At 67.3% G+C, this 23,841-nt stretch carries 20 protein-coding genes; 9 read left to right on the top strand and 11 right to left on the bottom strand.

The window, feature by feature from the left end; translation table 11 throughout:
- The first annotated feature begins 5 nt into the window (after window positions 1-5).
- The 3 genes from AC5P57_RS07170 to AC5P57_RS07160 are packed head-to-tail and all read left to right on the top strand — an operon-like array spanning window position 6 to window position 3,409.
- Entirely contained in the window at window positions 6-800 is a 795-nt protein-coding gene (locus AC5P57_RS07170) for a thiazole synthase (RefSeq protein WP_005410813.1), read from the top strand.
- Window positions 800-1,534 carry a tRNA (guanosine(46)-N7)-methyltransferase TrmB gene (gene trmB / locus AC5P57_RS07165; protein ID WP_008268324.1) on the top strand — a complete coding sequence of 245 codons (735 nt, stop codon included), beginning with the start codon at window positions 800-802 and terminating at the stop codon, window positions 1,532-1,534. The genes AC5P57_RS07170 and trmB overlap by 1 nt, the downstream gene beginning before the upstream one ends.
- A 27-nt stretch (window positions 1,535-1,561) precedes the next feature.
- The gene (locus tag AC5P57_RS07160; protein WP_088026937.1) at window positions 1,562-3,409 is read left to right on the top strand and encodes an SLC13 family permease; all 1,848 of its coding nucleotides are present in this window, start codon (window positions 1,562-1,564) and stop codon (window positions 3,407-3,409) included.
- Window positions 3,410-3,743: 334 nt separating this feature from the next.
- Here the strand turns inward: AC5P57_RS07160 and AC5P57_RS07155 are convergent, their stop codons facing one another.
- On the bottom strand, window positions 3,744-4,079 hold the full coding sequence (locus AC5P57_RS07155) for a Rieske (2Fe-2S) protein (protein WP_099553760.1): 336 nt from the start codon (window positions 4,077-4,079) through the stop codon (window positions 3,744-3,746).
- A gap of 178 nt (window positions 4,080-4,257) precedes the next feature.
- On the opposite strand from AC5P57_RS07155, the gene AC5P57_RS07150 reads away from it, so the two are divergent.
- The 4 genes from AC5P57_RS07150 to AC5P57_RS07135 all read left to right on the top strand — a co-directional run bounded on the left by AC5P57_RS07150 (window position 4,258) and on the right by AC5P57_RS07135 (window position 7,456).
- Window positions 4,258-4,539 carry a hypothetical protein gene (locus AC5P57_RS07150; protein WP_005410817.1) on the top strand — a complete coding sequence of 94 codons (282 nt, stop codon included), beginning with the start codon at window positions 4,258-4,260 and terminating at the stop codon, window positions 4,537-4,539.
- 75 nt (window positions 4,540-4,614) lie between these two features.
- On the top strand, window positions 4,615-5,331 hold the full coding sequence (locus tag AC5P57_RS07145; RefSeq protein ID WP_099553762.1) for a fumarylacetoacetate hydrolase family protein: 717 nt from the start codon (window positions 4,615-4,617) through the stop codon (window positions 5,329-5,331).
- A 55-nt stretch (window positions 5,332-5,386) separates the two neighbouring features.
- On the top strand, window positions 5,387-5,791 hold the full coding sequence (gene mscL / locus AC5P57_RS07140) for a large-conductance mechanosensitive channel protein MscL (RefSeq protein ID WP_014038282.1): 405 nt from the start codon (window positions 5,387-5,389) through the stop codon (window positions 5,789-5,791).
- Between the two features lie 243 nt (window positions 5,792-6,034).
- A complete protein-coding gene (locus AC5P57_RS07135) occupies window positions 6,035-7,456 on the top strand; it encodes a M28 family peptidase (RefSeq protein WP_111687607.1) in 1,422 nt (473 codons plus the stop codon).
- A 164-nt stretch (window positions 7,457-7,620) separates the two neighbouring features.
- Here AC5P57_RS07135 and AC5P57_RS07130 read toward each other — a convergent pair whose 3' ends face one another.
- The 8 genes from AC5P57_RS07130 to AC5P57_RS07095 form a co-directional block, all read right to left on the bottom strand.
- Entirely contained in the window at window positions 7,621-8,454 is an 834-nt protein-coding gene (locus tag AC5P57_RS07130; protein ID WP_262234629.1) for a TrmH family RNA methyltransferase, read from the bottom strand.
- On the bottom strand, window positions 8,447-9,967 hold the full coding sequence (locus tag AC5P57_RS07125; RefSeq protein WP_262234628.1) for an alanine/glycine:cation symporter family protein: 1,521 nt from the start codon (window positions 9,965-9,967) through the stop codon (window positions 8,447-8,449). The genes AC5P57_RS07130 and AC5P57_RS07125 overlap by 8 nt, the downstream gene beginning before the upstream one ends.
- A gap of 180 nt (window positions 9,968-10,147) precedes the next feature.
- Window positions 10,148-10,729, bottom strand: coding sequence for a GNAT family N-acetyltransferase (locus AC5P57_RS07120; protein ID WP_262234627.1), 582 nt, complete (start codon window positions 10,727-10,729; stop codon window positions 10,148-10,150).
- Complete coding sequence (locus AC5P57_RS07115) at window positions 10,722-13,847, bottom strand: efflux RND transporter permease subunit (protein ID WP_164139196.1); 3,126 nt, start codon at window positions 13,845-13,847, stop codon at window positions 10,722-10,724. The genes AC5P57_RS07120 and AC5P57_RS07115 overlap by 8 nt, the downstream gene beginning before the upstream one ends.
- Complete coding sequence (locus AC5P57_RS07110) at window positions 13,844-14,950, bottom strand: efflux RND transporter periplasmic adaptor subunit (RefSeq protein ID WP_099553775.1); 1,107 nt, start codon at window positions 14,948-14,950, stop codon at window positions 13,844-13,846. Before AC5P57_RS07110 ends, AC5P57_RS07115 begins: the two co-directional genes overlap by 4 nt.
- Before the next feature lie 312 nt (window positions 14,951-15,262).
- Window positions 15,263-17,326 carry a TonB-dependent copper receptor gene (locus AC5P57_RS07105; RefSeq protein ID WP_262234626.1) on the bottom strand — a complete coding sequence of 688 codons (2,064 nt, stop codon included), beginning with the start codon at window positions 17,324-17,326 and terminating at the stop codon, window positions 15,263-15,265.
- 71 nt (window positions 17,327-17,397) lie between these two features.
- On the bottom strand, window positions 17,398-17,829 hold the full coding sequence (locus tag AC5P57_RS07100; protein ID WP_262234625.1) for a DUF2946 domain-containing protein: 432 nt from the start codon (window positions 17,827-17,829) through the stop codon (window positions 17,398-17,400).
- Between the two features lie 592 nt (window positions 17,830-18,421).
- The gene (locus tag AC5P57_RS07095) at window positions 18,422-19,405 is read right to left on the bottom strand and encodes a LysR family transcriptional regulator (RefSeq protein ID WP_010481448.1); all 984 of its coding nucleotides are present in this window, start codon (window positions 19,403-19,405) and stop codon (window positions 18,422-18,424) included.
- Between the two features lie 207 nt (window positions 19,406-19,612).
- Here AC5P57_RS07095 and cysK point away from each other — a divergent pair, with 207 nt between their 5' ends.
- Complete coding sequence (gene cysK, locus AC5P57_RS07090) at window positions 19,613-20,572, top strand: cysteine synthase A (protein ID WP_049427425.1); 960 nt, start codon at window positions 19,613-19,615, stop codon at window positions 20,570-20,572.
- A 211-nt stretch (window positions 20,573-20,783) separates the two neighbouring features.
- Window positions 20,784-21,383 (top strand): O-acetyl-ADP-ribose deacetylase, encoded by a 600-nt coding sequence (locus tag AC5P57_RS07085; RefSeq protein WP_262235290.1) that lies wholly within the window; start codon window positions 20,784-20,786, stop codon window positions 21,381-21,383.
- 92 nt (window positions 21,384-21,475) lie between these two features.
- Here the strand turns inward: AC5P57_RS07085 and AC5P57_RS07080 are convergent, their stop codons facing one another.
- Window positions 21,476-22,621, bottom strand: coding sequence for an iron-sulfur cluster assembly protein (locus AC5P57_RS07080; RefSeq protein WP_099555129.1), 1,146 nt, complete (start codon window positions 22,619-22,621; stop codon window positions 21,476-21,478).
- 129 nt (window positions 22,622-22,750) lie between these two features.
- The gene (locus AC5P57_RS07075; protein ID WP_005410832.1) at window positions 22,751-23,755 is read right to left on the bottom strand and encodes a class I fructose-bisphosphate aldolase; all 1,005 of its coding nucleotides are present in this window, start codon (window positions 23,753-23,755) and stop codon (window positions 22,751-22,753) included.
- Between the last annotated feature and the right edge of the window lie 86 nt (window positions 23,756-23,841).

Here is a 23,841-nt window from a genome sequence, read left to right as displayed (position 1 = left end):
GCGCCATGAACGTTCATGTCTCCCCCGATTCGCTGGTGATCGCCGGCAAGACCTATGGCTCGCGGCTGCTGACCGGCACCGGCAAGTTCAAGGATCTGGAAGAAACCCGCCTGGCCACCGAGGCTGCAGGCGCCCAGATCGTCACCGTGGCGATCCGCCGCACCAACATCGGGCAGAACCCGGGCGAGCCGAACCTGCTCGACGTGCTGCCGCCGGAGCGCTACACCATCCTGCCCAACACCGCCGGCTGCTACACCGCCGAAGATGCCGTGCGCACCTGCCGCCTGGCCCGTGAGCTGCTGGACGGCCACAACCTGACCAAGCTGGAAGTGCTGGGCGACCAGAAGTCGCTGTACCCGGACGTGGTGCAGACCCTCAAGGCCGCCGAGCAGCTGGTCAAGGACGGTTTCGAGGTGATGGTCTACACCTCCGACGACCCGATCCTGGCCAAGCGCCTGGAAGAGATCGGCTGCGCCGCGGTGATGCCGCTGGCCGCGCCGATCGGCTCGGGCCTGGGCATCCAGAACAAGTACAACCTGCTGCAGATCATCGAAGACGCCAAGGTGCCGATCATCGTCGACGCCGGCGTGGGCACCGCGTCGGATGCGGCGATTGCGATGGAGCTGGGCTGCGACGGCGTGCTGATGAACACCGCCATTGCCGGTGCGCGCCACCCGGTGCTGATGGCCAGCGCCATGCGCAAGGCGGTCGAGGCCGGCCGCGAAGCCTTCCTGGCCGGACGCATCCCGCGCAAGCGCTACGCCAGCGCCTCTTCTCCGGTGGATGGGCTGATCGGCTGATGACCAATCCATTTGACAGCGCCGGTTCCAAGGCCCCGCCCAAGCCCTTCACCGTCAGCGAGGGCCGCCGCGAGGTGCGCAGCTTCGTGTTGCGCCAGGGCCGTTTCACTCCCGCCCAGCAGCGCGCGTTCGACGAACGCTGGCCGCGCTTCGGCATCGACTACAACGGCCAGCCGCGTGACCTGGACGCCACTTTCGGCCGCCCGGCGCACAAGGTGCTGGAAATCGGCTTCGGCAACGGCGCCGCGCTGCGCTTCGCCGCCCAGCACGATCCGTCGCGCGACTACATCGGCATCGAGGTGCACGCCCCGGGCGTGGGCCGCCTGCTGAACGCGCTGGCCGACGACAACGCCGACCACGTGCGCCTGTACCACCACGATGCGGTGGAAGTGCTGCAGAACGAGATCGCCGATGGCGCGCTGGATGAAGTGCGCATCTACTTCCCGGACCCGTGGCACAAGAAGCGCCACAACAAGCGCCGCCTGCTGCAGCCGGCGTTCGCCGACCTGCTGGTGCGCAAGCTGCGCCCGGGTGGCCGCCTGCACTGCGCGACCGACTGGGAAGACTACGCCGAACAGATGTGGGACGTGCTCGATGCCACCGCCGGCCTGGTCAACCGTGCCGGCCCGCGGGGCAGCGTGCCGCGCCCGGACTGGCGCCCGCAGACCCACTTCGAGACCCGCGGCCAGAAGCTCGGCCACGGCGTCTGGGACCTGCTGTACGACCGCACCTGATCATCGCCTGAGGACGCCGCGCCCCACATGGATACCGCGCTGACGCTGACCAACGACATGAAGCTCGTGCTCGGGCTGGTCGGCTTCACGATGGCGATGTTCCTGTTCGAGCGCATCCGCGCCGACGTGGTCGCGCTGGTGGTGCTGGTGGTGCTCGGCGTCACCGGCCTGATCGCGCCGGAGGAGATCTTCGGCGGTTTCTCCGGTAACGCGGTGATGAGCATCATCGCCACCACCATCCTCGGTGCGGGCCTGGACCGCACCGGGGCGTTGAACCGGCTGGCGGCCTGGCTGCTGCGGCGCGGCCACGGCGTAGAGCAGCGGCTGCTGATGATGACCACGGCCATTGCCGGCCTGAACTCCTCTTTCATGCAGAACCCGTCGGTGATGGCGCTGTACCTGCCGGTCGCCTCGCGATTGGCAGCGCGCACGGGCCTGACCCTGCAGCGCCTGCTGCTGCCGATCTCGGCAGCGATCGTGATGGGCGGCGCGCTGACCATGGTCGGCAACTCGCCGCTGATCCTGCTGAACGACCTGCTGGCTTCGGCCAACAACAACCTGCCCTCGGGCCTGGCCACCATCGAGCCGCTGCGCATGTTCGCGCCGCTGCCGATCGGTGTGGCCCTGCTGATCGCCTCGCTGCTGTACTTCCGCTACTACGGCGACCGCAAGCTGGTTGAAGAAGAAAGCCTGGTCAACGACGGCGTCACGCCGGCACGCACCGAGAGCTACTTCGCCAAGACCTACGGCATCGAAGGCGATGTGTTCGAGCTGGTGGTCAGTGCCGAAAGCCCGCTGGTGGGCATGACGCTGGGCGAAGCGGAGAACCTGCACGATGCCCCGCTGCTGCTGGCGCTGAAGACCGGCAATGACACCCGCCTGGCACCGCCTGCGGAGATGCGCATCTGGGTCGGCAGCGTGCTCGGTGCAATGGGCCCGCGCGAGCAGATCAACGACTTCGCGCAGAACCAGTTCCTGCGCATGTCTTCGCGCCTGAAGCACCTGGGTGACCTGTTCAACCCGAGCCGTGCCGGTATTTCCGAGGCGGTGGTGCCGCCGACCTCGAACGTGATCGGCAAGAGCGCGGCCGACCTGCGCCTGCGCAAGGAGCGCGGCATCAGCCTGCTGGCGATCAACCGCGACAAGCAGGTGATCCGCGAGGACGTGCGCGACGTGCAGCTGCGTGCCGGCGACATGCTGGTCTTCCACAGCATCTGGACCGACCTGGCACAGGCGGCCAAGAGCCGCGACTTCGTGGTGGTGACTGACTACCCGACCGGCGAGCAGCGACCGCACAAGTTCAAGATCGCGATGGCGATCTTCGCGTTGACCATCCTGATCGCGCTGACCAGCAAGCTGCCGGTGGCGCTGACGCTGATGACCGGCGTGGCCGGCATGCTGCTGACCGGCGTGCTGCGCATGGACGAGGCCTATGCCTCGATCAACTGGAAAACGGTGTTCATGATGGCCGGGCTGATTCCTCTCGGCTGGGCGATGGATTCCAGTGGCGCGGCGGCGTGGGTGGCCGGCCATACCATCGACAAGCTGCCCACCGGTATCCCGGTGTGGGTGCTGGAGGTGGCGCTGGCGCTGCTGACCACGGCGTTCTCGCTGGTGATCAGCCACGTGGGCGCAACCATCGTGATGGTGCCCATTGCGGTGAACCTGGCGTTGGCAGCAGGCGGCAACCCGACCGCGTTCGCGCTGATCGTGGCGCTGTCGGCGTCCAATAATCTGATGACGGCCTCCAACCCGGTGATCTCGATGATCACCGGCCCGGCCAACTACACCCCGCGCGAGATGTGGCGGGTCGGCGGCCCGCTGTCGCTGATCTACACCTGCGTGGTGGTGCTGATGATCAACCTGATGTTCTGAGGGTTGGGGTTTGTTGGCAGGGCTGCGCCCTGCACCCGCAGAAGCCGAAGCAACAGCAACAGCGTGCATTCCGTGGGATGGCGGGGTGGGTCCAGTTGCGGGGGACGCCGTGAACCCGTCCATGGGGGCTTGGCCGCGGCATCCATGCCGCGGACACCCCCGCAACCGGACCCACCCCGCCTTCGACAGATTTCTGCCATCTGCCGGAACGGCATTCTGTGCTGCTGGTGGGTGTCGACCTTGGTCGACACGGTGGATCCACGCCATGCGTGGATGCATCTCGGGATACCCATTGATCCTGTGGGTGCGAACCTTGGTTCGCACGCCGGTTGCCTCAAGCCAGGTAAACCTGCCCGTCGCGCACGTCCACCGGTACCGCACGCAGGCGGTCGCCCTTGCAGGGACCGGCGATGCAGTCGCCGCTGTCCAGCGCGAACGAGGCGCCATGCGCGGCGCACACCAGGTGGCCCTCGCGGCTCTTCAGGAACTGGCCAGGGGCCCAGTCCAGGCGGCGGCCGGCGTGCGGGCAGATGTTCAGGAAGGCACGGACCTGCCCGCCGTCGCGGTACAGCACCAGCGACTCGGCATCGCCATCGACCACCGCTTCGACCTCGGCAAACGCGCCATCGGCAATGGCTTCAAGGGCGATCAGGGCAGCGGCGGTAGTCATGGCGAAGGCTCGGACGGTAAACCGGAATTGTCGCATGCCTGCTCAGGTGACTGGCTGCGACATGAACACAAGTCATTGATCCGTAATAAGCACAGGCTATATTTAACGAGTTTTTCACTCAATGACAGTGGCACGTCCCGATACTCTGGTTTCGCTGATCCCAGCCTATCGAGCCGCCATGTTCAATCGCGCATCCGCCTTCAACCAGTTCCGCACCCTGTTCGCGCCGCGCAAGCCGCGCCATCCGTTGGTGCGCGTTGCCGTGGGCCTGCTTGGCCTGGCGATCCTGGCGGCGATGGTGTTCATCGGCGTGTTCGTCGGTGCAGCGATGATCCTGGTCGGCCTGGCGTGGAAGCTGCTGGCCTCGCGCAAGCCGGGCGTTGCCCGTCCTGTCGATCCGACGGTGGTCGAAGGCGAGTACCGCGTAGTGCGCAAGCCGGTGCTGCCGGCCTCGCGCTGATCCACGTGCTCCGCGCCCGCTGACGGCGGGCGCCATGCGTTCTAGACTGCGGGCACGCCCTTCCTGGATGCCCGCATGTCCGATGTCTCCGATGTGATCCCTGCCGTAGCCCTGCCGCGTGTACCGGTAGCCGGTGGCGGCAGTTTCCCCGTGCACCGCATCTACTGCGTCGGCCGCAATTTCGCCGACCACGCCCGCGAAATGGGCGCGGCGGTGCCGGCGGCCGATGACCGTGGCCGCCCGATGTTCTTCAGCAAGCCGGCCGATGCGATCGTGGTCGGCCATGACGACGCCATCCCCTACCCGCCGGCGACCGCCAATCTGCACCACGAAGTGGAGCTGGTGGTGGCGATCGGCCGTGATGCGCCCGCAGGCGAGCTGGCCGTGGCCGATGCCGAAGCACTGGTCTACGGCTACGCCGTCGGCCTGGACCTGACCCGCCGCGACCTGCAGGCCGCGGCCAAGGACAAGGGCCACCCGTGGGATGCAGCCAAGGGCTTCGATGCCTCCGCGCCGATCAGCGAGATCGTGCATGCCGAGGAAGTCGGCGACCTGGCCGCGCTGAACCTGTCGCTGGAGGTCAATGGTGAAGTGCGCCAGCAGGCGCTGCTCGACCAGATGATCTGGAACGTGCCGGAGATCCTGCATGAGCTGTCCAAGCTGTGGCAGCTGCGTGCCGGCGACCTGGTGTTCATGGGTACCCCGTCCGGCGTGGCAGCACTCAAGCCGGGCGACCGCTTCAGCGCGCGCCTGGAGAACGTGGCCGAGCGCCACGGCGTGATCGCCGGCTGACACCACCTGCGCTACCCTGCGCGCTGTCCACTTCCCCCACCGGAGAAAAACAACAATGGGAATGCTCACCGAGTTCAAGGAATTCGCGATGCGCGGCAACGTCATCGACCTCGCCGTCGGCGTGGTGATCGGCGCGGCCTTCGGCAAGATCGTGACCGCGCTGGTCGAGAAGATCATCATGCCGCCGCTGGGCTACCTGATCGGCCGCGTGGACTTCTCCAGCCTGGCCTGGACCCTGTCGCCGGCCCACCTGGGTCCGGATGGCAAGGAGATTCCGGCCGTGGTGGTTGGCTACGGCGACTTCATCAATACCATCATCCAGTTCGTGATCGTGGCCTTCGCCATCTTCATCGTGGTCAAGGCGATCAACCGCCTGTCGCGCAAGCAGGAAGCCGCACCGGCCGCACCGGCCGAGGAAGTGGTGCTGCTGCGCGAGATCCGCGACAGCCTGAAGAAGTAAGGGGATCGGGCGCCGACTGGCGTCCCTCCCATCTGTAGAGCCGAGCCCACGCTCGGCTGATCTGCAAAAGGCAGCCGAGCATAGGCTCGGCTCTACAGAAGCACACGAAAGCCCCGCTCCGGCGGGGCTTTCGCTTTGCCGGTCATGGCGGAAAACAGCGTTCGCGCCAGCCATGACCTCCCGCCCATGCGCCGGGCTGAACGACTGTTAAGCTCCAAGGCTAGGTCCCTTCCGGAGTTGCCCATGCGTCGCCGCGTCCTTGCCATCGCATCCTCCCTCGCCCTGCTGGCCGCTCCGGCCTTTGCGGCGCCGCACACCACTACCCTGCCCCCGGCGTCTCTGGCCACCGCTGCGCAGCTGCGCGACCAGGCACTGGCCGACGACACCGGCTGGAAGGTGGTCGAGTCGCTCACCACCGAGATCGGCCCGCGCATCGCCGGCAGCGAAGCCGACGCCCGCGCCGTGGCCTGGGCTGAGGCCAAGTTCAAGGCACTGGGCTTCGACAAGGTGTGGAAGGAACCGGTGACCTTCCCGAAGTGGGAGCGCCGCAGTGAACATGCTGCCGTGACCGGCAGGAACCCGCAGCCGCTGCAGATCACGGCGCTGGGCGGCAGCCCGGGCGGCACGGTGGAAGCCGAGGTGGTGCGCTTCGCCGACCTGGCCGCCCTGCAGGCCGCGCCCGCCGGCTCGCTGAAGGGCAAGATCGCCTTCGTCGATTACCAGATGCTGCCGTTCCGCGATGGCCGCGACTATGGCCGTGGCGGCGCGATCCGCAGCAAGGGCCCGTCCGAGGCGATCCGCAAGGGCGCGGTTGGTTTCCTGATGCGCTCGGCCGGTACCGATTCGCACCGCGTGCCACACACCGGCATCACCCGTTTTGACGATGGCCTGACCCCGGTGCCGTCAGCCGCGCTGTCGGTGCCCGATGCCGACCAGCTGGCGCGCCTGCTGGCCCGTGGCAGCACCACGGTGAAGGTGGCGCTGGACTGCGGCTGGGATGGCACGGCGACCTCGTACAACGTGATCGGCGAGATCACCGGCCGCAGCCTGCCGAAGGAAGTGGTGGTGATCGGCGGTCACCTGGATTCCTGGGACCTCGGCACCGGCGCGGTGGATGACGGCGCGGGCGTGGGCATCACCATGGCTGCGGGCCACCTGATCGGCCTGCTCAAGCAGGCGCCGAAGCGCACCATCCGCGTGATCGCCTTCGCCAACGAGGAGCAGGGCCTGTACGGCGGCAAGGCCTACGCCGAGGCGCATGCCAAGGACGTGGCCCTGCACCAGCTGGCTGCCGAGAGTGACTTCGGTGCCGGCCGCATCTATGCCTTCAATACCGGTTCGCCGAACCCTGAAGGCTCGCGCGAAGCGACCAGGCAGATTGCCGAAGTGATGAAGCCGCTGGGGATCGAGTACCAGGCCGACAAGGGGGGCCCGGGCCCGGACGTCGGCCCGCTGGCCGCCAAGGGCGGTGCGTGGGCGTGGCTGGCGCAGGACGGATCGGACTACTTCCACCTGCACCACACCGCCGACGACACGCTGGACAAGATCGACCCGAAGGCGCTGGCGCAGAACGTGGCCGCATACACCGTGTTCGCGTACCTGGCGGCGGAAGCCGATGGCAGTTTCGGCAGCGAGGCCAAGGCGACCACGCCGCCGAACGAATGATGCGGTAAGCGCCGGGCCATGCCCGGCGAACGCAGCGGCAGGAGCGGTGCGAACCAAGGTTCGCACCCACCACCGCAGATCCTGCATCGGTAGTGCCGGGCCATGCCCGGCGAACTCAGCGGCAGGAGCGGTGCGAACCAAGGTTCGCACCCACCGGGCGTCACTCAGCCGCGGCGACTTGCCCACTGCGCCAGCAGCACGGCCGTGGCGGAAGCAACATTCAGGCTTTCAACCGCACCGCTGCCGGGAATCGACAGCTGCTGGTCACACTGACTGGCCAGGCTGCGGTCCATGCCCTCGCCTTCAGCGCCCATCACGTACACAAGACGCGACGGCAGCGACGCACGGAACACGTCGTCGCCACCATCAACGAGGGTCGCGGCCAGCCCGAAGCCGGCCGCACGCAGCTGCGCCATGGCATCCGCGGTCTCCGGCAGCTGCACCAGCGGCACCGATTCCGCACCGCCTTCGGCCACGCGTGCGGCAGCACCGGACAGCGCCAGCGTGCTGCCGGCCGGCAGCAGCAGCGCCTTGACGCCGAAGTGCGCGGCCGAGCGCAGGATCGCACCGAAGTTGTGCGGGTTGCCGACACCATCCAGCCACAACGCCAGCGCCGGGCCCTGCTCCAGATCGGCCAGCCACTGTGCCAGCGGCATGACCGGCGCGCGCAGCACGTCGGCCACCAGGCCTTCGTGATGGGTCGTGGCAGCCAGCTTGTTGAGGTCGCCTTCCTCGACGACGCGATAGCCCACGCGGTTGGCCACGCACCACTTCAGCACCGGCTGCATGCGCGGAATCAGCGCGTCCACCAGGTACAGCTTGCGCAGCGCCTGCGGGCGCTTGGCGAACAGCGCCTGCACGGCGTTCCAGCCATACAGGCGCAGTTCGTCGTTGCCGCGCCCCGGCGGCGGCGGGGTGCCGCCCTCACGCGGAGGCAGCGGGGTGGCCCGCGGCGGTCGCGACGACGGGCGGCGGGCATTCTTCCAGGGATCATTCACTACGGGACAACTCCAGCTTGCGTTGACGCCAGAAATCGGCGTTCTTGATGCCCAGGGCATCGGGGTCGAAGATCGGATCGAGGCCGAGCTTCTTCTGTCGTTCGTAATCACGCAGGGCCAGCATGGCCGGCTTCTGGATGATGAGGATGGCAATGATGTTCAGCCAGGCCATCAGGCCCACGCCGATGTCACCCAGCGCCCAGGCCAGGGTGGCATTGTGGAACGCACCGAACACCACCATGCCGATGATGCCCAGGCGCAGCAGCAGCACGGTCAGCGGGCGCTTCTTGTTGTGGTTCACATAGCTGAGGTTGGTCTCGGCCATGTAGTAGTACGCCATGATGGTGGTGAAAGCGAAGAAGAAGATGGCGATCGAGACGAACGCCGAGCCCCAGCCCGGCAGCACCGCTTCCACGCCGGCCTGGGCGTAGCCCGCGCCTTCCGGGATGCCGGCCAGGCCCTGGAAGATCGGCGGGGCGCCGGCACCTGCCGGCGAGTACACGTTGTAGGTGCCGCTGGCCAGGATCAGGAACGCGGTGGCGGTGCACACCATCATGGTGTCGAAGTAGATGGCGAAGGCCTGCACGTAGCCCTGCTTGGCCGGGTGCGAGACTTCCGAAGCGGCCGCCGCGTGCGGGCCCGAACCCTGGCCGGCTTCATTGGCGTAGATGCCGCGCTTGATGCCCCACTCCACCGCCAGGCCCATCATCGCGCCGAATGCGGCGTGGGTGCCGAAGGCGCTCTTGAAGATGATGCCGAACATTTCCGGCACGCGATCGTAGTTGATGATCATGATGACGATGGCCATCAGGATGAAACCGGCGGCCATGAACGGCACCACCACTTCAGCGAAGTTGGCGATGCGCTTGACGCCACCAAAGATCACCACGCCCAGCAGCAGGGCCACGACGATGCCGATGCCCAGCTTCAGCGCCTGCACCGACTCCATGCCGAAGGCCTGGCCATCGAGCGGACCGCACAGGGCAGTGCCACGGCAGGCGTTGATGATGCTGTCGGCGATGGCATTGGCCTGCACGCCCGGCATCAGGAAGCCGGCAGCGATGATCGTGGCGATGGCGAACGCCAGCGCGTACCACTTCAGGCCCATCGCCTTTTCGATGTAGTAGGCCGGACCACCACGGTAGCGGCCCTCGGCGTCCTTGGTCTTGTAGATCTGCGCCAGGGTGCATTCCACGTACGAGGTGGACGCGCCGAGGAAGCCCATCACCCACATCCAGAAGATGGCACCCGGGCCGCCGAAGGCGATGGCGGTGGCCACGCCGGCGATGTTGCCGATGCCCATGCGGCCGGCCATCGACATGGCCAGGGCCTGGAACGAGGACACGCCGGCGTCGGATTTCTCACCCTTGACGGTGAGGCGGCACATCTCGACGAAACCCCGGATCTGCATGAAGCGGGTGCGCAGGCTGAAGAACAGGCCGGCGGCCAGGCACATGAAGATCAGTGCCTTGCTCCAGATGATGCTGTTGATGAAATGTACGGTAGCTTCCACGCGCGCTCTCTCCAGTCGGCGGGTTGTAAGGACGTCCCGTCGGCTGGAGGGGACCGGTCGATTCTCCCTGATCGAAGGCCGCTGCGGTAGCGCTGTTTTGTAGAGCCGAGCCCATGCTCGGCTTGGGCCCCCGAGGGCAGCCGAGCATGGGCTCGGCTCTACAGCGGCCAGCCTGCGTGTTCAGGGCAGCTGGGTGCGCACCCGGGCGAAACGGCGCAGGTCGTGCAGTTCGCCGCGCTTGTAGATCGCGCAGCGGTCCACGCCCTCTTCCTGGAAGCCGTTCTTCTCCAGCACCCGCGCCGAGCCGAGGTTGAAGTCGACTACCCCGGCCTGCAGCCTGAACAGGCGCAGCTCATCCATCACCCACGGCGCGAACAGGCCGACCACGCGGGTCATCAGGCCCTGGCCCCAGTAGGCCTGGCCCAGCCAGTAGCCGAGTTCAGCCATATGACCGCGCTCGGCACTGCCCTGCTGGGCGCCGACGCTGCCGCAGGCCTGGCCATCGATCTCGATGGCCAGATTCAGGGTACCCGGCGTGAGCACGCGACCGGCGAGGAAGGCCTCGCCGTCGGCGCGCGTGTACGGGTACGGGAAGCGGTCGCGCAGGCCGCGCGACACGTCGGGGTCGTTGGCGTGGCGCAACAGGGATTCCAGATCATCCGGGCGCCAGGGGCGCAGCTGGAAGCCGTCGCCTCGAAGTGGGGGCAGCGCCCTTTCCCTTTGGGAAAGGGATCCGACCCCGTCGGCGGGCCGGTCAGGCATGACCACCCACCGAGGGCGATTCCGCTTCCTGCTTCTCCAGCTCGCGCTTCACCGCTTCCGGCGAACGCGTGTACGGGGCCAGCCGCGCGTAGAACGCCGGCACCACGAACAGCGACAGGAAGGTCGAAAGAGTCACGCCGAAGATGATCACGATGCCGATGGTGCCACGGCTGGCCGAGCCGGGGCCACCGGCCACCACCAACGGGATCGCGCCGACCACGGTGGCGATCGAGGTCATCAGGATCGGGCGCAGGCGCACCATCGCCGATTCGATGATCGCCTCGCGTACCGTGCGCCCGTCATCGCGCAGCTGGTTGGCGAATTCGACGATGAGGATGCCGTTCTTTGCCGCCAGGCCCACCAGCATGACGATGCCGATCTGGCTGAAAAGATTCACCGTGCCCCCGCTCACCCACAAGCCGACCAGCGCGCCGAGCACGCCCAGCGGCACTGTCAGCATGATGGTGAGCGGGTGGATGAAGCTTTCAAACTGCGCGGCCAGCACCAGGTACACCACCAGCAGGGCCATGGCGAAGGTCAGCAGCACTGCGCCACCGGCACTCTGGTATTCGCGCGATTCGCCCTTCCAGTTCACCTGCGCGTACTGCGGCAGCTCTTCGCGGGCCACGTTCTGCGCCCAGGCGATGGCCTCGCCCAGCGGATAGCCCGGCGCCAGGCCGGCGGTGATGGTGATCGAGCGCAGGCGGTTGAAGCGGTTCAGCGTGCCCGCCTCGGCCACTTCACTGAGCGTGACCAGGTTGGACAGCGGCACCAGCTCGCCGGAGGTGGCACGCACGCGGATCGCGGCCAGGTCGGCCGGGCTGGCACGGCCATCGCGACCGGCCTGCACCAGCACGTCGTACTCCTCGCCGTTGTCGACGAATGTAGTGACGCGGCGCGAGCCCATCATGGTTTCCAGCGCCGAACCGATCGCGGTGACCGGCACGCCGAGATCGGCCGCACGCTGGCGGTCGATGTTCACCCGCATCTGTGGCCGGGTTTCCTTGTAGTCCGAATCCGGGCCGACCAGGCCGGGATTGTCGGCCATGCGCAGCAGGATGCGGTCGCGCCACTGCGCGATCTCGGCATATTCCGGGCCGCCCAGCACGATCTGGAACGGCTGGCCGCCGCTGCGCACCAGGCCACCGCCCACCTGCGTGCGAACGCGTACGCCGCGCATGGTGTCCAGTTCTTTCTGCAGCTCATTGGCCACTTCCGGCGTGCCCTCGCTGCGCTGGCGCCACGGCTGCAGGAAGATGCTGACGCGGCCAGTGTGCATTTCCTCGCTGGCGCCCCACCCGCCGGGTACGCGCGGGTTGGCGCGCACAATCGGCTTGTCCGGACCGACGTGCGGGGCCAGCAGCGCTTCCACCTGCTGTACCTGCTGCACGGTGTAGTCGTAGCCGGCGCCTTCCGGGCCGTCGATCATGATCTGGAACGAACCGCGGTCTTCGGCCGGCGCCAGCTCCGATGGCAGCAGTTTCAGCAGGCCCCAGCTGGCGGCCAGCGCGGCCACCATCACCAGCAGATAGATCCAGGTGCGGTCGACATGGTGGTCGAGCACGCGGCCATAGCCCGAGGCCAGGCGTTCCAGGTTGCGGTTGATGAAGCCATGCAGGCCGCGCGGTGCCTGCCCAGTGTGTGGCTTGAGCAGCTTGGAGGCCATCATCGGCGTCAGCGTCAGCGCCACGAACGCGGACAACGCCACCGCTGCCGCCAGCGCCACCGCCAGTTCGCGGAACAGGCGGCCGGTATTGCCTTCCAGGAAACCGACCGGCAGGAACACCGCCACCAGCACGGCGGTGGTCGCAATCACCGCGAAGGCAACCTGCGTGGTACCACGCTTGGAGGCCACCAGCGGGGGCTCGCCCAGGTCGATGCGGCGCTGCACGTTCTCCACCACCACGATCGCGTCGTCCACCACCAGGCCGATGCACAGCACCAGGGCAAGCAGGGTCAGCAGGTTGATCGAAAAATCGAACGCATACAGTGCGATGAACGCAGCCACCAGGCAGACCGGCACCGTCACCGCCGGAATCAGTGCGGCGCGGAAGCTGCCGAGGAACAGCCAGATCACCGCCAGCACCAGGATCATCGCCTCCACCAGCGTGGCGTAGACGCGGTCCACGGCAGCTTCGATGAAGGTGGTGTTGTCGAACGCCACGAAGATCTGCGTGCCCTTGGGCAGCGACAGCGCAACGCGTTCGGCTTCGGCACGCGCGGTGCGCGCCACGTCCAGCGAGTTGGCGGTGGAGGTCTTGACGATGCCCAGGCCGATGCCGGGCTCACCGTTGCTGCGGTAGTACGCGCGACGCTCGGCCGAGGCCAGCTCGATCTTCGCCACATCGCCCATGCGCACTACGTAGCCGTCGCGGCCCTTGCCCAGCGGGATGGTCGCGAAGTCTTCCGGCTTGATGTAGTTGCGCTCCACGCGCAGGGTGAAATCGCGGTCGGTCGACTCGATGCGGCCGGCCGGCAGTTCCACATTCTCGTTGCGCAGTGCGGTTTCCACATCGCCGGTGGTCAGCCCGCGCGCGGCCAGCTGGTCACGGTCCAGCCAGATGCGCATCGCATAGCGCTGGCGGCCACCGATGCGGACCTGGGCCACGCCGTCGAGGCTGGAGAAGCGGTCGACCACGTAGCGGTCGGCGTAGTCGCTCAGCTCCAGCGTGTCCATGGTCGAGGAGACCATGTTGAACCAGATGATCGGGTCGGCATCGCTTTCGACCTTGGCGATTTCCGGCGGGCGCGCTTCCTCCGGCATGCGGTCGGCGACGCGGCTGACCGCATCGCGCACGTCGTTGGCCGCCGCTTCGATATCGCGGTTGGAGGTGAACTCGATGCTGACCTGCGAACGGCCGTTGGTGCTGCGCGCGTTGATGGTATCGATGCCTTCGATGCCGGCCAGCGCATCTTCCAGCACCTGGGTGATGCGGCTTTCGATGACGGCCGCCGAGGCGCCGGTGTAGTCCACCGACACCGACACGATCGGTGGATCGATGGCGGGCAGTTCGCGCAGGGTCAGGCGGGTAAAGGACATCACGCCCAGCACCAGCAGCAGCAGGCTCATCACCACGGCGAACACCGGCCGCTGGATGGAGATGTCGGACAGCTTCATCCGCCGTGGCCCTCGGCCGCGACCGGAGCCGGCGCATCAGCCGGCTTCGCACCGCTGGCCGGTGCCGCATCCTTGGCCGCGACCTTCAGGCCCGGGCGCAGCTTGCCGGTACCATCGACCACGATGCGCTGGCCGGCGTCCAGGCCCTGCTTGATCTCGACCACGCCGGCACGGCGCGCACCGGTCACCACGTCCACGCGCTCGACGCTGTCGTCGTTCTTGATGCGGTACACGAAGGTATCGCGGCCCACCTGCACCACGGCGATTTCCGGCACCACCAGCGCCGGGCGCTCGGGACGGAACAGGCGCACGTCCAGCAACATGCCCGGGCGCAGTGCGTGGTCGCCGTTGGCGAAGTCGGCACGCACGGTCACCGCACGGGTGGCCGGATCGATACGTGCATCGATGGTGCTGACCACGCCTTCGAAGCTGCGGCCCGGCCACGCCACGCTGGTGGCGCTGACCTTGTCACCGACGCCCAGTGCGGCCAGTTCCACTTCCGGCACCTGGAAATCGATGTGCATGTGCTCGATGTCGTCGAGCGTGGCGATCACCGTGGTCGGCGTCAGCAGCGTGCCCGGGCTGACCTGGCGGATGCCAAGCACGCCGGCGAACGGCGCGCGCACACGACGGTCACCGATGTCCGACTGCATCTGCGTCACCCGCGCCTCGGCGGCATCGCGGATCGACTTCTGCGTATCCAGCGTGGCGCTGGACACCAGCCGCTGCGTGGCCAGTTCGCGCTGCCGCTTGTACAGCTGGTCGGCTTCGTGGAAGGTGGCCTGCGCCTGCACCAGCGCCGCTTCCTGGGCCTGCCCGCGCAGGGTCACGATCGGTGCACCGGCGGCAATGTGCTGGCCGCTTTCGAAATGCACCTTCTCGACGATTTCGCTGACCTTGGCGGTGACGCTGATCGACTCGCGCGCCTTGGCCGTGCCCAGCGCCTGCAGGGTGTCATTCCACAACGTGGGCTGCACCACCTGCGCAGTGACCGGCACCGCTTCGCCCTGCCGACGTGCGGCGGCCTCCTGTTTGCCTGCGCACCCGGCCAACACAGCCAGGCTGAGGCCAAGGGCCAGGGTCGAAGCGATACGAGCCAACATGAACGGTCCTGATTGATCCACGGCCGCCGAGTGTAGGCAAGGGCCCGCAAAAGCGGTATGTGCCAAGCGTTTACCGGCGTGGAACCGAAGCCGTGATAGCGCCTTGAACCCGTTCCGTGCAAGGCTGCCCTTGGCAGTGTCGGCGTGTGTCGGGGTGTATCCAGCTACCCATCGCCGGTGCCGCCATCGTAGAGTCGAAGCTGCCCGACGGAGGGCGTTGGGCAGGGGGCGGATCCTGGCGGGGATCCGGCCCCGTTTTTTTGTCCGGCAGCAACGCCGGGCATGGCCCGGCGCTACCGTTCCGCACGTTGGTCAATACCGGTAGTTCACCTTCATCCACAGGCTGCGCCCGGGCTCATTGATGCGCACCGGGTCGGCCGGAAAGCCGAAATCGGCACTGCCGGCCAGGTTCAGGTGCTCGCTGTAGGCGCGGTCGAACAGGTTGTCGACGCCCGCGCTGAGCTGCAGCTGCGAACTGAAACGGTACGCGGCGTTGAGCGCGAACGTGGCGAAACCGGCACTCGGCCCGAGGTCCTGGGCCACCACGTTGCCCTGACCATCGGCCACGCGGTGCTGGTGGGTGACCGCACGCAGCAGTGCCCCGGCACTCCAGCGCTGGCCTTCCCAGTTCGCACTCAGGCGCGCTTCCAGCGGCGGCATCTGCGGCAGCGGACGCTGCTGGTCGCGGTTCTCGCCCCACGCGTAGGCCAGCGTGCCCCCCAGCTTCCACTGTTCGGCCAGGCTTACTTCCAGCCCCGCCTCGGCACCGGCGATGCGCGCATCGATGTTGCTGGCCTGGCTCATGCCCATCATGCCGCTGCCGTGATAGGTGAACAGGATGTAGTCCTGGATCTGCCCGGCGTAGGCCGAGACCCAGGCCTGCACGCGTGGGCCCTTGTACTGCAGGCCGACGTCGAGCTGGGTGGTGTGCTCGGGCTGGATGCCGGCGAAGGCGTTCGATGCACCGGCCGGACCGTGATCGGGCGAGAACAGCTCCCAGTAATCGGGCATGCGCTGGCTGTGGCCGAGACCGGCATACCAGGTCAGGCCGTCGGCCAGGTCCTGCTCGTAACGCAGGAAACCACTGCCGAGCCACTCCTTGCGACGCTGGCCTGCGGTCGGATTGGGCATGTTCCCCATCATCCCGCGGATCGACTGCCGCTCATCGCGCACGCTGGCGCGATCGATGCGCAGGCCACTGATCCAGCGCTGGGCGGTGCCGGCGCCCAGGGTCAGTTCGGTGAACACGCCATAGCGACGGAAGTTGGCATCGGTCTGCCAGTCGGCCTGCCTGTAGGTGTCACGCCCCATGCCCGTGCGTCCACGATGGCGGCTGTCTTCGCCATCCACCCCCGCCACCAGCTGCACGTCCTGCCAGCGCCACTCGGAACTGACCCGGCCGCCCTGGGTACGGCGGTCCACGTTCGACGCCATCGGCATCGGCATCATGCTGTTGGGATTCGGCGTGCGCAGCGTGTAGTTGTCCATCACGTGGTCGGCTTCGTTGTAGTACACGTTGGCCTGCACCGTGTCCCACGCGCCCGGCAGGTTGCGCTTCTCGAAGCGTGCCGCGTAACTGGTGCGTTCGAACGCGGCACCGTCCATGCCACGCCCGGCATAGCGCGCGATCGCATCACCGGCCCCGGCGGAGATCTCCAGCAGCGTGTCGGCATCCGGCGTCCAGCCAATGGCCACGTCACCGTTCCACTTGCGCCACTTCGACGGCACCACATCGCCGTGGCCGTCCTTGTAGTCATCGGCTTCGGACCGGTTGCCGCTGGCGCGCACATAGCCGGTCGGGTTGCCCAGGGTCAGGTCCAGCACCTGGTCGTTGCGGTTGCGCGAGCCAACCAGCGCACTGGCATCAGCACGCAGGCCCGGTTCCTCGAAGCGCGGCGTATCGCGCTCGAAACGCACGGTGCCGGCCGAGGCGCCTGCGCCCCAGCGCACGCTCTGCGGGCCCTTGATGATGGTCAACCGATCGAAGCTCTCCGGCGCGATGTAGGACAACGGATTGTCCATGCGTGACGGGCAGGCACCGATCAGGTTGCCATCGTTGCTGAGGATGTTCAGCCGCGAACCGAACATGCCGCGCAGCACCGGGTCGCCGTTGGTGCCGCCATTGCGGATGGCGGAGAAGCCGGGGACGGTCTTCAGGTAATCGGCACCGTCGCTGGCCGGCACCGGCTGCCGCGGCAGGCGCGGATCGGTCACCCAGTGCAGCGGCGAGGACGGTGCGGCGGCGGTGACCACCAGCGTGTCGAGGGTGCGCGCCTCGTCGGCGGGCGCAGCGTGGGCCAGTGACGCGGCAACGGCCAGGCCAAGGGCAACCGGCAGGCGCACGCAGGCGCCCGCAGGGCGGGAAGTCATTTTCATCGGAACAGCTCCAAGGTACGCACGCGCGCACGGCGCCCGGTCAGGCGTCGTGCGGCAGATTCATGGGGATATCAGCGGACGATGGAGGGGGGCGGTGGCCCACGTGCGGCGTGCGCCGGCCAGCGCAGTGCCGGCAGCACCTGCTGTGACCACGGGAACACCAGGCGCGGCCGCCACAGCAGCGGCAACAGCAGCACCAGCACCGCCAGCCATGGCAGCAGGCGCATGGCCAGTACGCAGTATTCGCAGGCTTCGCCATGCATGGCGTGGGGGTCGGCCGGGCGGTCAGGCGCTGCCGGCGTGGCCCCGTGTAGATCGTGCCCGGCCATGGCCATGCCGTGCATGTCATGGCCCATCGCGGCGTGGTCCATGCCCGCCATTGCAGCGTGGTCCATCGGGTGCGCCTGCAGCGCGCGGCTGACCAGTGGCGCAAGCACCATCAGCAGCGTCGCCAGGATGGCGAGCTGGAGCAGAAGGCGTTGCGGGCGGGACAGGCGGGTCACCCCGCTAGTGTAGAGCCGGGTCCAGGGTTGCCCGTGCGACGAACGGTCGCAGGAAGGGGGGGGGTTATCGGCAGGGCTGCGCCCTGCACCCGCAGAGACCACGGCAAGAGCCGAAGCAAAAAGCAAAAGCGGTTTCCTGTGGGTAGGCGGGGTGGGTCCGGTTGCGGGAGACGCCGTAAACCCGTCCTTGGGGGCTTGGCCGCGGCATCCATGCCGCGGACACTCCCGCAACCGGACCCACCCCGCCTTCGACAGATCTCTGCGATCTGCAGTAGATCCACGCCATGCGTGGATGAATCTCCATCGGAATCGAATATTTCGAATTGGAATCCAGAAGCATCCACGCATGGCGTGGATCTACCGTGTCGACCAAGGTCGACACCTACCAACAGCCATCGGAATCTGTCAGAGGTGGGGCGGTGTCGGAGTGCGGGGTGTCAGCCGCATGGATGCGGCTGCCAAGCCCCCAAGGACGGGTTCACGGCGTCCCCGCACTCCGACACCGCCCCGCCATCCCACGGAATGCAAGCTTTTGCCGTTGACGTTGCCGTTGATTCTGCGGGTGCAGGGCGCAGCCCTGCCCGACCCACCCTCACACCGTGATGGTCTGGGTCAGTGACTCCCAGGTCGGTGGCACCGGCCACGCGGCCGCCTGGTTGCCATCCAGCACCCGGCGCAGGTCACGCGGATCGATCTGCGGTGCCAGTACGTGCACCAGCTCCAGCGCGTAATCGCGCAGCACGCGGTCGCGTGGCAGCACCGCCCAGGCGATGCACTCGCTGATCGGATCCGGAGCAGGCCACGATCTCAGGTCTTCGTCGTTGGAACTGACTGCCATCTCAGCCAGCAGCCCCACGCCCAGACCCGTACGCACGTAGGTCTTGATCAGGTCGGCATCGAGCGCGGTCAGTGCCAGGTCCGGCACCAGCCCATTTGCGGCAAAGGCGCGCTGCAGCGACGAGTTCGGCCGTGTCGAGGATTCATAGCTGATCAACGGTTGGCGGGCCAGCGCGGCCAGGTCCGGCGCACGACCGGCGCGATCCAGTGGATGGCCCTTGGGCACCACCACCAGCCGGCGCCAGCGGAACAGCGGCACCGCGATGCCATCGGTGGGTTCGCCACCGGCGGTACTGATGATCGCGATATCGGCATCGCCCTGGTTCAGGCGGTCCAGTGCGTCGGCTTCACCGGCCTGCTGCAGGTGCACGCTCACCTGCGGGTAGGCCTGCTTGATCGCCGCCACCGCCGGCGGCAGCACGAAGCGCGCCTGGGTGTGGGTGGTGGTCAGGATCAGCTGGCCCTGGCTCTCGCGGCGCTGGTTGGCCGCGTAGGTGCGGATGTTGTTGGCCTCGGCCAGCACCGCGCGGGCGCGGGCGATGACCTCGGTGCCGGCCGGGGTGACCGACTCCAGACTGCGGCCCTTGCGCACGAACAGCAGGAAGCCGAGCTCGTCCTCCAGCTGCTTGAGCTGCTTGGACAGGCCGGGCTGGGTGGCGTGCACGCGCGAGGCGGCCAGCGTGATGTTCAGCTCGGCGTCGGCGATGGCAACCAGGTAGCGCAGCTGGGTCAGCGTCATGGGAGGCAGGCGGCGTGGGGCGGAGGTCCACTCTAGGGTCAATTGCCGTCACCAGCTTATAACCAAAGGTTGTTTAAGAAAGGTATCTGGTCATTTCCGGGCGTCATATGCCGGCGCTACGGTCAGCCGGCAGCCGCTGGCCTGAACAGCCAGCCCTCCCCTTTCGCCCGCCGGCGTCCGGCGCGGCCCCGTTCCCGGAGCGCTTCCATGGCCCTGTACGACTCCATCCTCGATACCGTCGGCAACACCCCCATCGTCAAGCTGCAGCGCCTGGCGCCGCCGCAGGTCAGCCTCTACGCCAAGGTCGAGTCGTTCAACCCGGGCGGCTCGGTGAAAGACCGCCTGGCACTGGCGATCATCCTCGACGCCGAAGCGCGCGGCCTGCTCAAGCCCGGCGACACGATCGTGGAGGCCACCTCGGGCAACACCGGCGTGGCGCTGGCGATGGTCGCCGCGGCACGTGGTTACAAGTTCGTGGCGACCATGGTCGAGACCTTCTCGGTGGAGCGTCGCAAGCTGATGCGCGCGTATGGCGCGAAGGTGATCCTGACCCCGGCCGCCGAACGCGGCAGCGGCATGGTGCGCAAGGCGCGCGAACTGGCCGAGCAGCACGGCTGGTTCCTGGCCAGCCAGTTCGCCAATCCGGCCAATCCGGCGTATCACCGCAATACCACCGCCGCCGAAATCCTGCGCGACTTTGCCGGCAAGCGGCTGGACTACTTCGTCAGCGGCTGGGGCACCGGTGGCACGCTCACCGGCGTGGGCGAAGTACTGAAGGTCGCGCGCCCGCAGACCCGCATCATCGCCACCGAGCCGGCCGGCGCCGCACTGCTGAAGGGCGATGACTGGAAGCCGCACAAGATCCAGGGCTGGACCCCGGATTTCGTGCCCGACGTGCTCAACCGCGATGTGGTGGATGAACTGGTGTCGGTTGATGATGACCGCGCCATCGCCACCGCGCGCCGGCTGGCGGCGGAGGAAGGCATCTTCGTCGGCATCTCCGCCGGCGCTACTGTGGCCAGCGCACTGGACGTGGCCGCACGCGCCGAACCGGGTTCAGTGATTCTGGCCATGCTTCCGGACACCGGTGAGCGCTACTTCTCCACGCCGCTGTTTGCCGATGTGAATGAAGGCTCCGACGACGAGTGGCTGGCCGGCCTGCCGTGATGCACAGGATCGGATCCCTTTCCCGTCGGGAAAGGGCTCTGACCCCCTTCTGCTTCAGCCTGCGTGAAGGCGTCGCCCGCCATCGTGCGTGAAGGCCGTCGGATCGCAGCGCGTGAGACGGTCATGACGCAGTATCGATGCCCTGTCCCCTACCGTGGGAACAGCCGGCGCAGATGCTGCGCGGATCACCTCACAGGCAGGAGACGGACGCATGAAGATCGAAGTTTGGCAGGGCGACATCACGACCCTGGCGGTGGATGCGATCGTCAACGCGGCCAACGAAACACTGCTCGGTGGCGGCGGTGTCGACGGCGCGATCCATCGTGCAGCCGGCCCCACATTGCTGGCCGAATGCGAGCAGTTGCCGGAGCTGCGCCCGGGCGTGCGTTGCCCGACCGGCGAAGTGCGCGCCACCGGTGCCCATGCGCTGCCGGCACGCCACGTACTGCACACGGTCGGTCCGGTCTGGCATGACGGCCAGCGCGACGAACCGGCACTGCTGGCCAACTGCTACTGGAAATCGCTGCAGCTTGCCGAGTCGCTGGGCGTACAGTCGATCGCGTTCCCGGCCATCAGTTGCGGCGTGTATGGCTATCCGCTGTACCAGGCTGCACAGATCGCGGTGACGGAAACGCTGGCATGGCAGCGCAGCCACGTGCAACCGATGCGCATCGTGCTGGTCGCGTTCAACACGGCCACTGCCAAGGCCTACCAGCAGGCGCTGGCCACCGCCGGACACAGCACGGAAAGCGAGCCACGCGGCACGCTGCTGCCGCCGCTCGGCGATGCAGGCCTTGCCGCCGCGCATTGAAACGCGACGCAGCATGGAAAGGAAAAGGCCGGGCATTGCCCGGCCTTTTCCGTTGCACCGTCGATGTCATCCACGCATGGCGTGGATCACACTCAACGACTGGCAGCTTCCACCGCAGCAGCGTCATCGGCCACGGCGGCTGCCGCGTCGGCTGCGGCGCGTGCAGCCGACGCGGCAGCACCGTCGGCACTGGCGCCCTCAACCTGCACGCGCACTTCCACCATGCCCGCGCCATTGTTCAGGCCGGACACGTCGACGGTGTAGTGGCCGGCCGGCAGCGTTTCTTCCAGCCGCGCATTGGTGCCATTGCCACCGTCGTCGTTGGTCAGCTCGACATCCCCGCCGACCACGCGCAGCACGGTATCGACCTGGCTGGAGATCGCATCCAGGCGCACGTCGGCGGGACGATCCAGGGTCAGCAGGAAGCGGCGACGGCCGTCGTTGTCCAGCATGGTGTACACGCTGCCCGACTTCGGCAGGGCGGTACCATCGCGCTCGACCAGATTCCCCGGCAGTTCGATGCGGTTGGCCGACAGGGTGAACATGCCATTGACGCCGCTGCCGAGGCCGCGCGCGGTCAGGGTGTACTTGCCCGGCTTCAGCGACAGGGTCAGCCGCGAGTTGGTGCTGTCGTTGCCATCGTCGTTCTCGGCTTCAACGCCCTGGCCCGACAGCTTCAGCACCGGATCGAAGACATCCGACACCAGGCGGATTTCGTACAGGCCGGCCTTGTCCACCTGCAGGGTGTAGTCCTGCGAGTCACTGGCCAGCATGTCCACGATTTCGCCACTGCCCGCCAACGGCTTGCCGTCGTAGGGTTTCAGCTTCTCGGCGCGCAGGCGATACGGACCAAAGGCGGTCGGGCCATCGGCATTGACCGCCACCTGGTAGGTGCCGCCGCCATTGGCACGGAACGCCAGCGAGACGTCGCCTTCGCGTTCGTAACCGGTGTTGCTGGTGGACACCAGGCTGCCGTTGTTGAACACGGCGATCGAGCCGCTGAGGGCACCGGTCAGCTTCAGGCCGACCAGCTCCCTGTCTTCCAGCTTGATCTGGTAGAGCTGGTGATGGCTGCCGTCGTTGAAGTTGATGCCGCTGCGCGAGGTGATCTCGCCGGACACCGGCTTGTCGAAATCGAGCGACGCGGCCTTGCCTGCGTCACCACTGCTGCCGATGCGGTTGCAACCGCCGGCGACCAGGACCGCGGCTACGGTCAGTGTGAGTGCTGCCAAACGCATGTTGTTTCTCCTTGGCCTTCCATGTAGTTCCCGCGTGCCGGCCGGGCGCGCGGGGCCGGAAACGATACCCGCAAAAGCAAACGCCGGCGTGATGCCGGCGTTGCCCTGTTCATCCAGCGATGGGACGGATCAACCGTTCCACTTGCCCAGCGCGGCCAGGCCGTTGTCCTTGGCGCGCTCGTACACGGTCTTCTGGGCAGCGGCGTAGTTGCCCTTCATGTCCTTGGCCCACAGCTTCAGCGCGGCCTGCTGCATGGCGCGGCCGTAGGAGAAGCTCAGCGGCCACGGCAGGTTGCCCAGCTGGTTCATCGCGTTCAGGTGCTCGGTCGACTGTTCGTCGCTCTGGCCACCGGACAGGAACACCACGCCCGGCAGGATCGCCGGCACGGTGCTCTTCAGGCACATCACGGTCGACTCGGCCACTTCCTCGACGTCGGCCTGCTCATCGCAGTTCTTGCCGGAGATGACCATCGACGCCTTCAGGATGGTGCCTTCCAGCAGCACGTTCTGCTGGTACAGCGCGTCGAACAGCGAACGCAGGGTGGCTTCGGTGACTTCGTAGCAGGTCTCGATGTCGTGGTCGCCGTCCATGATCACTTCCGGCTCGACCATCGGCACCAGGCCGCATTCCTGGCACAGGGCGGCATAACGGGCCAGCGCGTGAGCGTTGGACTCGATGCAGGTGCCCGACGGAATGCTCTCGCCGATGTTGATGACCGCACGCCACTTGGCGAAGCGCGCACCCAGCTTGTAGTACTCCTGCAGGCGCTCGCGCAGGCCGTCCAGGCCTTCGGTGACCAGTTCGCCCGGGCAGCCGGCCAGCGGGTGCGCACCCTTGTCCACCTTGATGCCCGGAATCATGCCGTGGTCGGCCATGTACTTGGCGAACGGCACGCCGTCCCTGGTCGACTGGCGGATGGTTTCGTCGTACAGGATGGCGCCGGAAATGTGCTCGTTGAGCTTCGGCGTGGTCAGCAGCAGCTCGCGGTAGGCACGACGGTTCTCCTCGGTGTTCTCGATACCGACGCCGGCGAAACGCTTGGCGATGGTAGCGGTGGATTCGTCGATCGCGATGATGCCCTTGCCCGGGGCGACCATGGCCTGGGCGGTTTCGGCCAGCTGTTCGATGCTCATGTATTTCCTGTGGCGGGTGCGGGAAAAACGTAAGTATAGCCCCGCTGCCCGTTGCCCCGGTGTCGAGGTCAGGATGGAAACGATTC

This window comes from Stenotrophomonas sp. YJH_SMC_79 (assembly GCF_059367995.1).
Note: the sequence above shows the minus strand (reverse complement) of the source record. Positions and strands in the feature narration are given on the sequence as shown.

Bases quoted from the DNA above. Each gene is read 5' to 3' on its own strand.
- AC5P57_RS07115 (WP_164139196.1), bottom strand. From the start codon at position 13,847: ATGAAGCTGTCCGACATCTCCATCCAGCGGCCGGTGTTCGCCGTGGTG.
- AC5P57_RS07105 (WP_262234626.1), bottom strand. From the start codon at position 17,326: ATGAAAATGACTTCCCGCCCTGCGGGCGCCTGCGTGCGCCTGCCGGTT.
- AC5P57_RS07095 (WP_010481448.1), bottom strand. From the start codon at position 19,405: ATGACGCTGACCCAGCTGCGCTACCTGGTTGCCATCGCCGACGCCGAG.
- AC5P57_RS07135 (WP_111687607.1), top strand. From the start codon at position 6,035: ATGCGTCGCCGCGTCCTTGCCATCGCATCCTCCCTCGCCCTGCTGGCC.
- trmB (WP_008268324.1), top strand. From the start codon at position 800: ATGACCAATCCATTTGACAGCGCCGGTTCCAAGGCCCCGCCCAAGCCC.
- cysK (WP_049427425.1), top strand. From the start codon at position 19,613: ATGGCCCTGTACGACTCCATCCTCGATACCGTCGGCAACACCCCCATC.
- AC5P57_RS07155 (WP_099553760.1), bottom strand. From the start codon at position 4,079: ATGACTACCGCCGCTGCCCTGATCGCCCTTGAAGCCATTGCCGATGGC.
- AC5P57_RS07145 (WP_099553762.1), top strand. From the start codon at position 4,615: ATGTCCGATGTCTCCGATGTGATCCCTGCCGTAGCCCTGCCGCGTGTA.
- AC5P57_RS07085 (WP_262235290.1), top strand. From the start codon at position 20,784: ATGAAGATCGAAGTTTGGCAGGGCGACATCACGACCCTGGCGGTGGAT.
- mscL (WP_014038282.1), top strand. From the start codon at position 5,387: ATGGGAATGCTCACCGAGTTCAAGGAATTCGCGATGCGCGGCAACGTC.
- AC5P57_RS07170 (WP_005410813.1), top strand. From the start codon at position 6: ATGAACGTTCATGTCTCCCCCGATTCGCTGGTGATCGCCGGCAAGACC.
- AC5P57_RS07120 (WP_262234627.1), bottom strand. From the start codon at position 10,729: ATGCCTGACCGGCCCGCCGACGGGGTCGGATCCCTTTCCCAAAGGGAA.
- AC5P57_RS07075 (WP_005410832.1), bottom strand. From the start codon at position 23,755: ATGAGCATCGAACAGCTGGCCGAAACCGCCCAGGCCATGGTCGCCCCG.
- AC5P57_RS07160 (WP_088026937.1), top strand. From the start codon at position 1,562: ATGGATACCGCGCTGACGCTGACCAACGACATGAAGCTCGTGCTCGGG.
- AC5P57_RS07110 (WP_099553775.1), bottom strand. From the start codon at position 14,950: ATGTTGGCTCGTATCGCTTCGACCCTGGCCCTTGGCCTCAGCCTGGCT.
- AC5P57_RS07080 (WP_099555129.1), bottom strand. From the start codon at position 22,621: ATGCGTTTGGCAGCACTCACACTGACCGTAGCCGCGGTCCTGGTCGCC.
- AC5P57_RS07150 (WP_005410817.1), top strand. From the start codon at position 4,258: ATGTTCAATCGCGCATCCGCCTTCAACCAGTTCCGCACCCTGTTCGCG.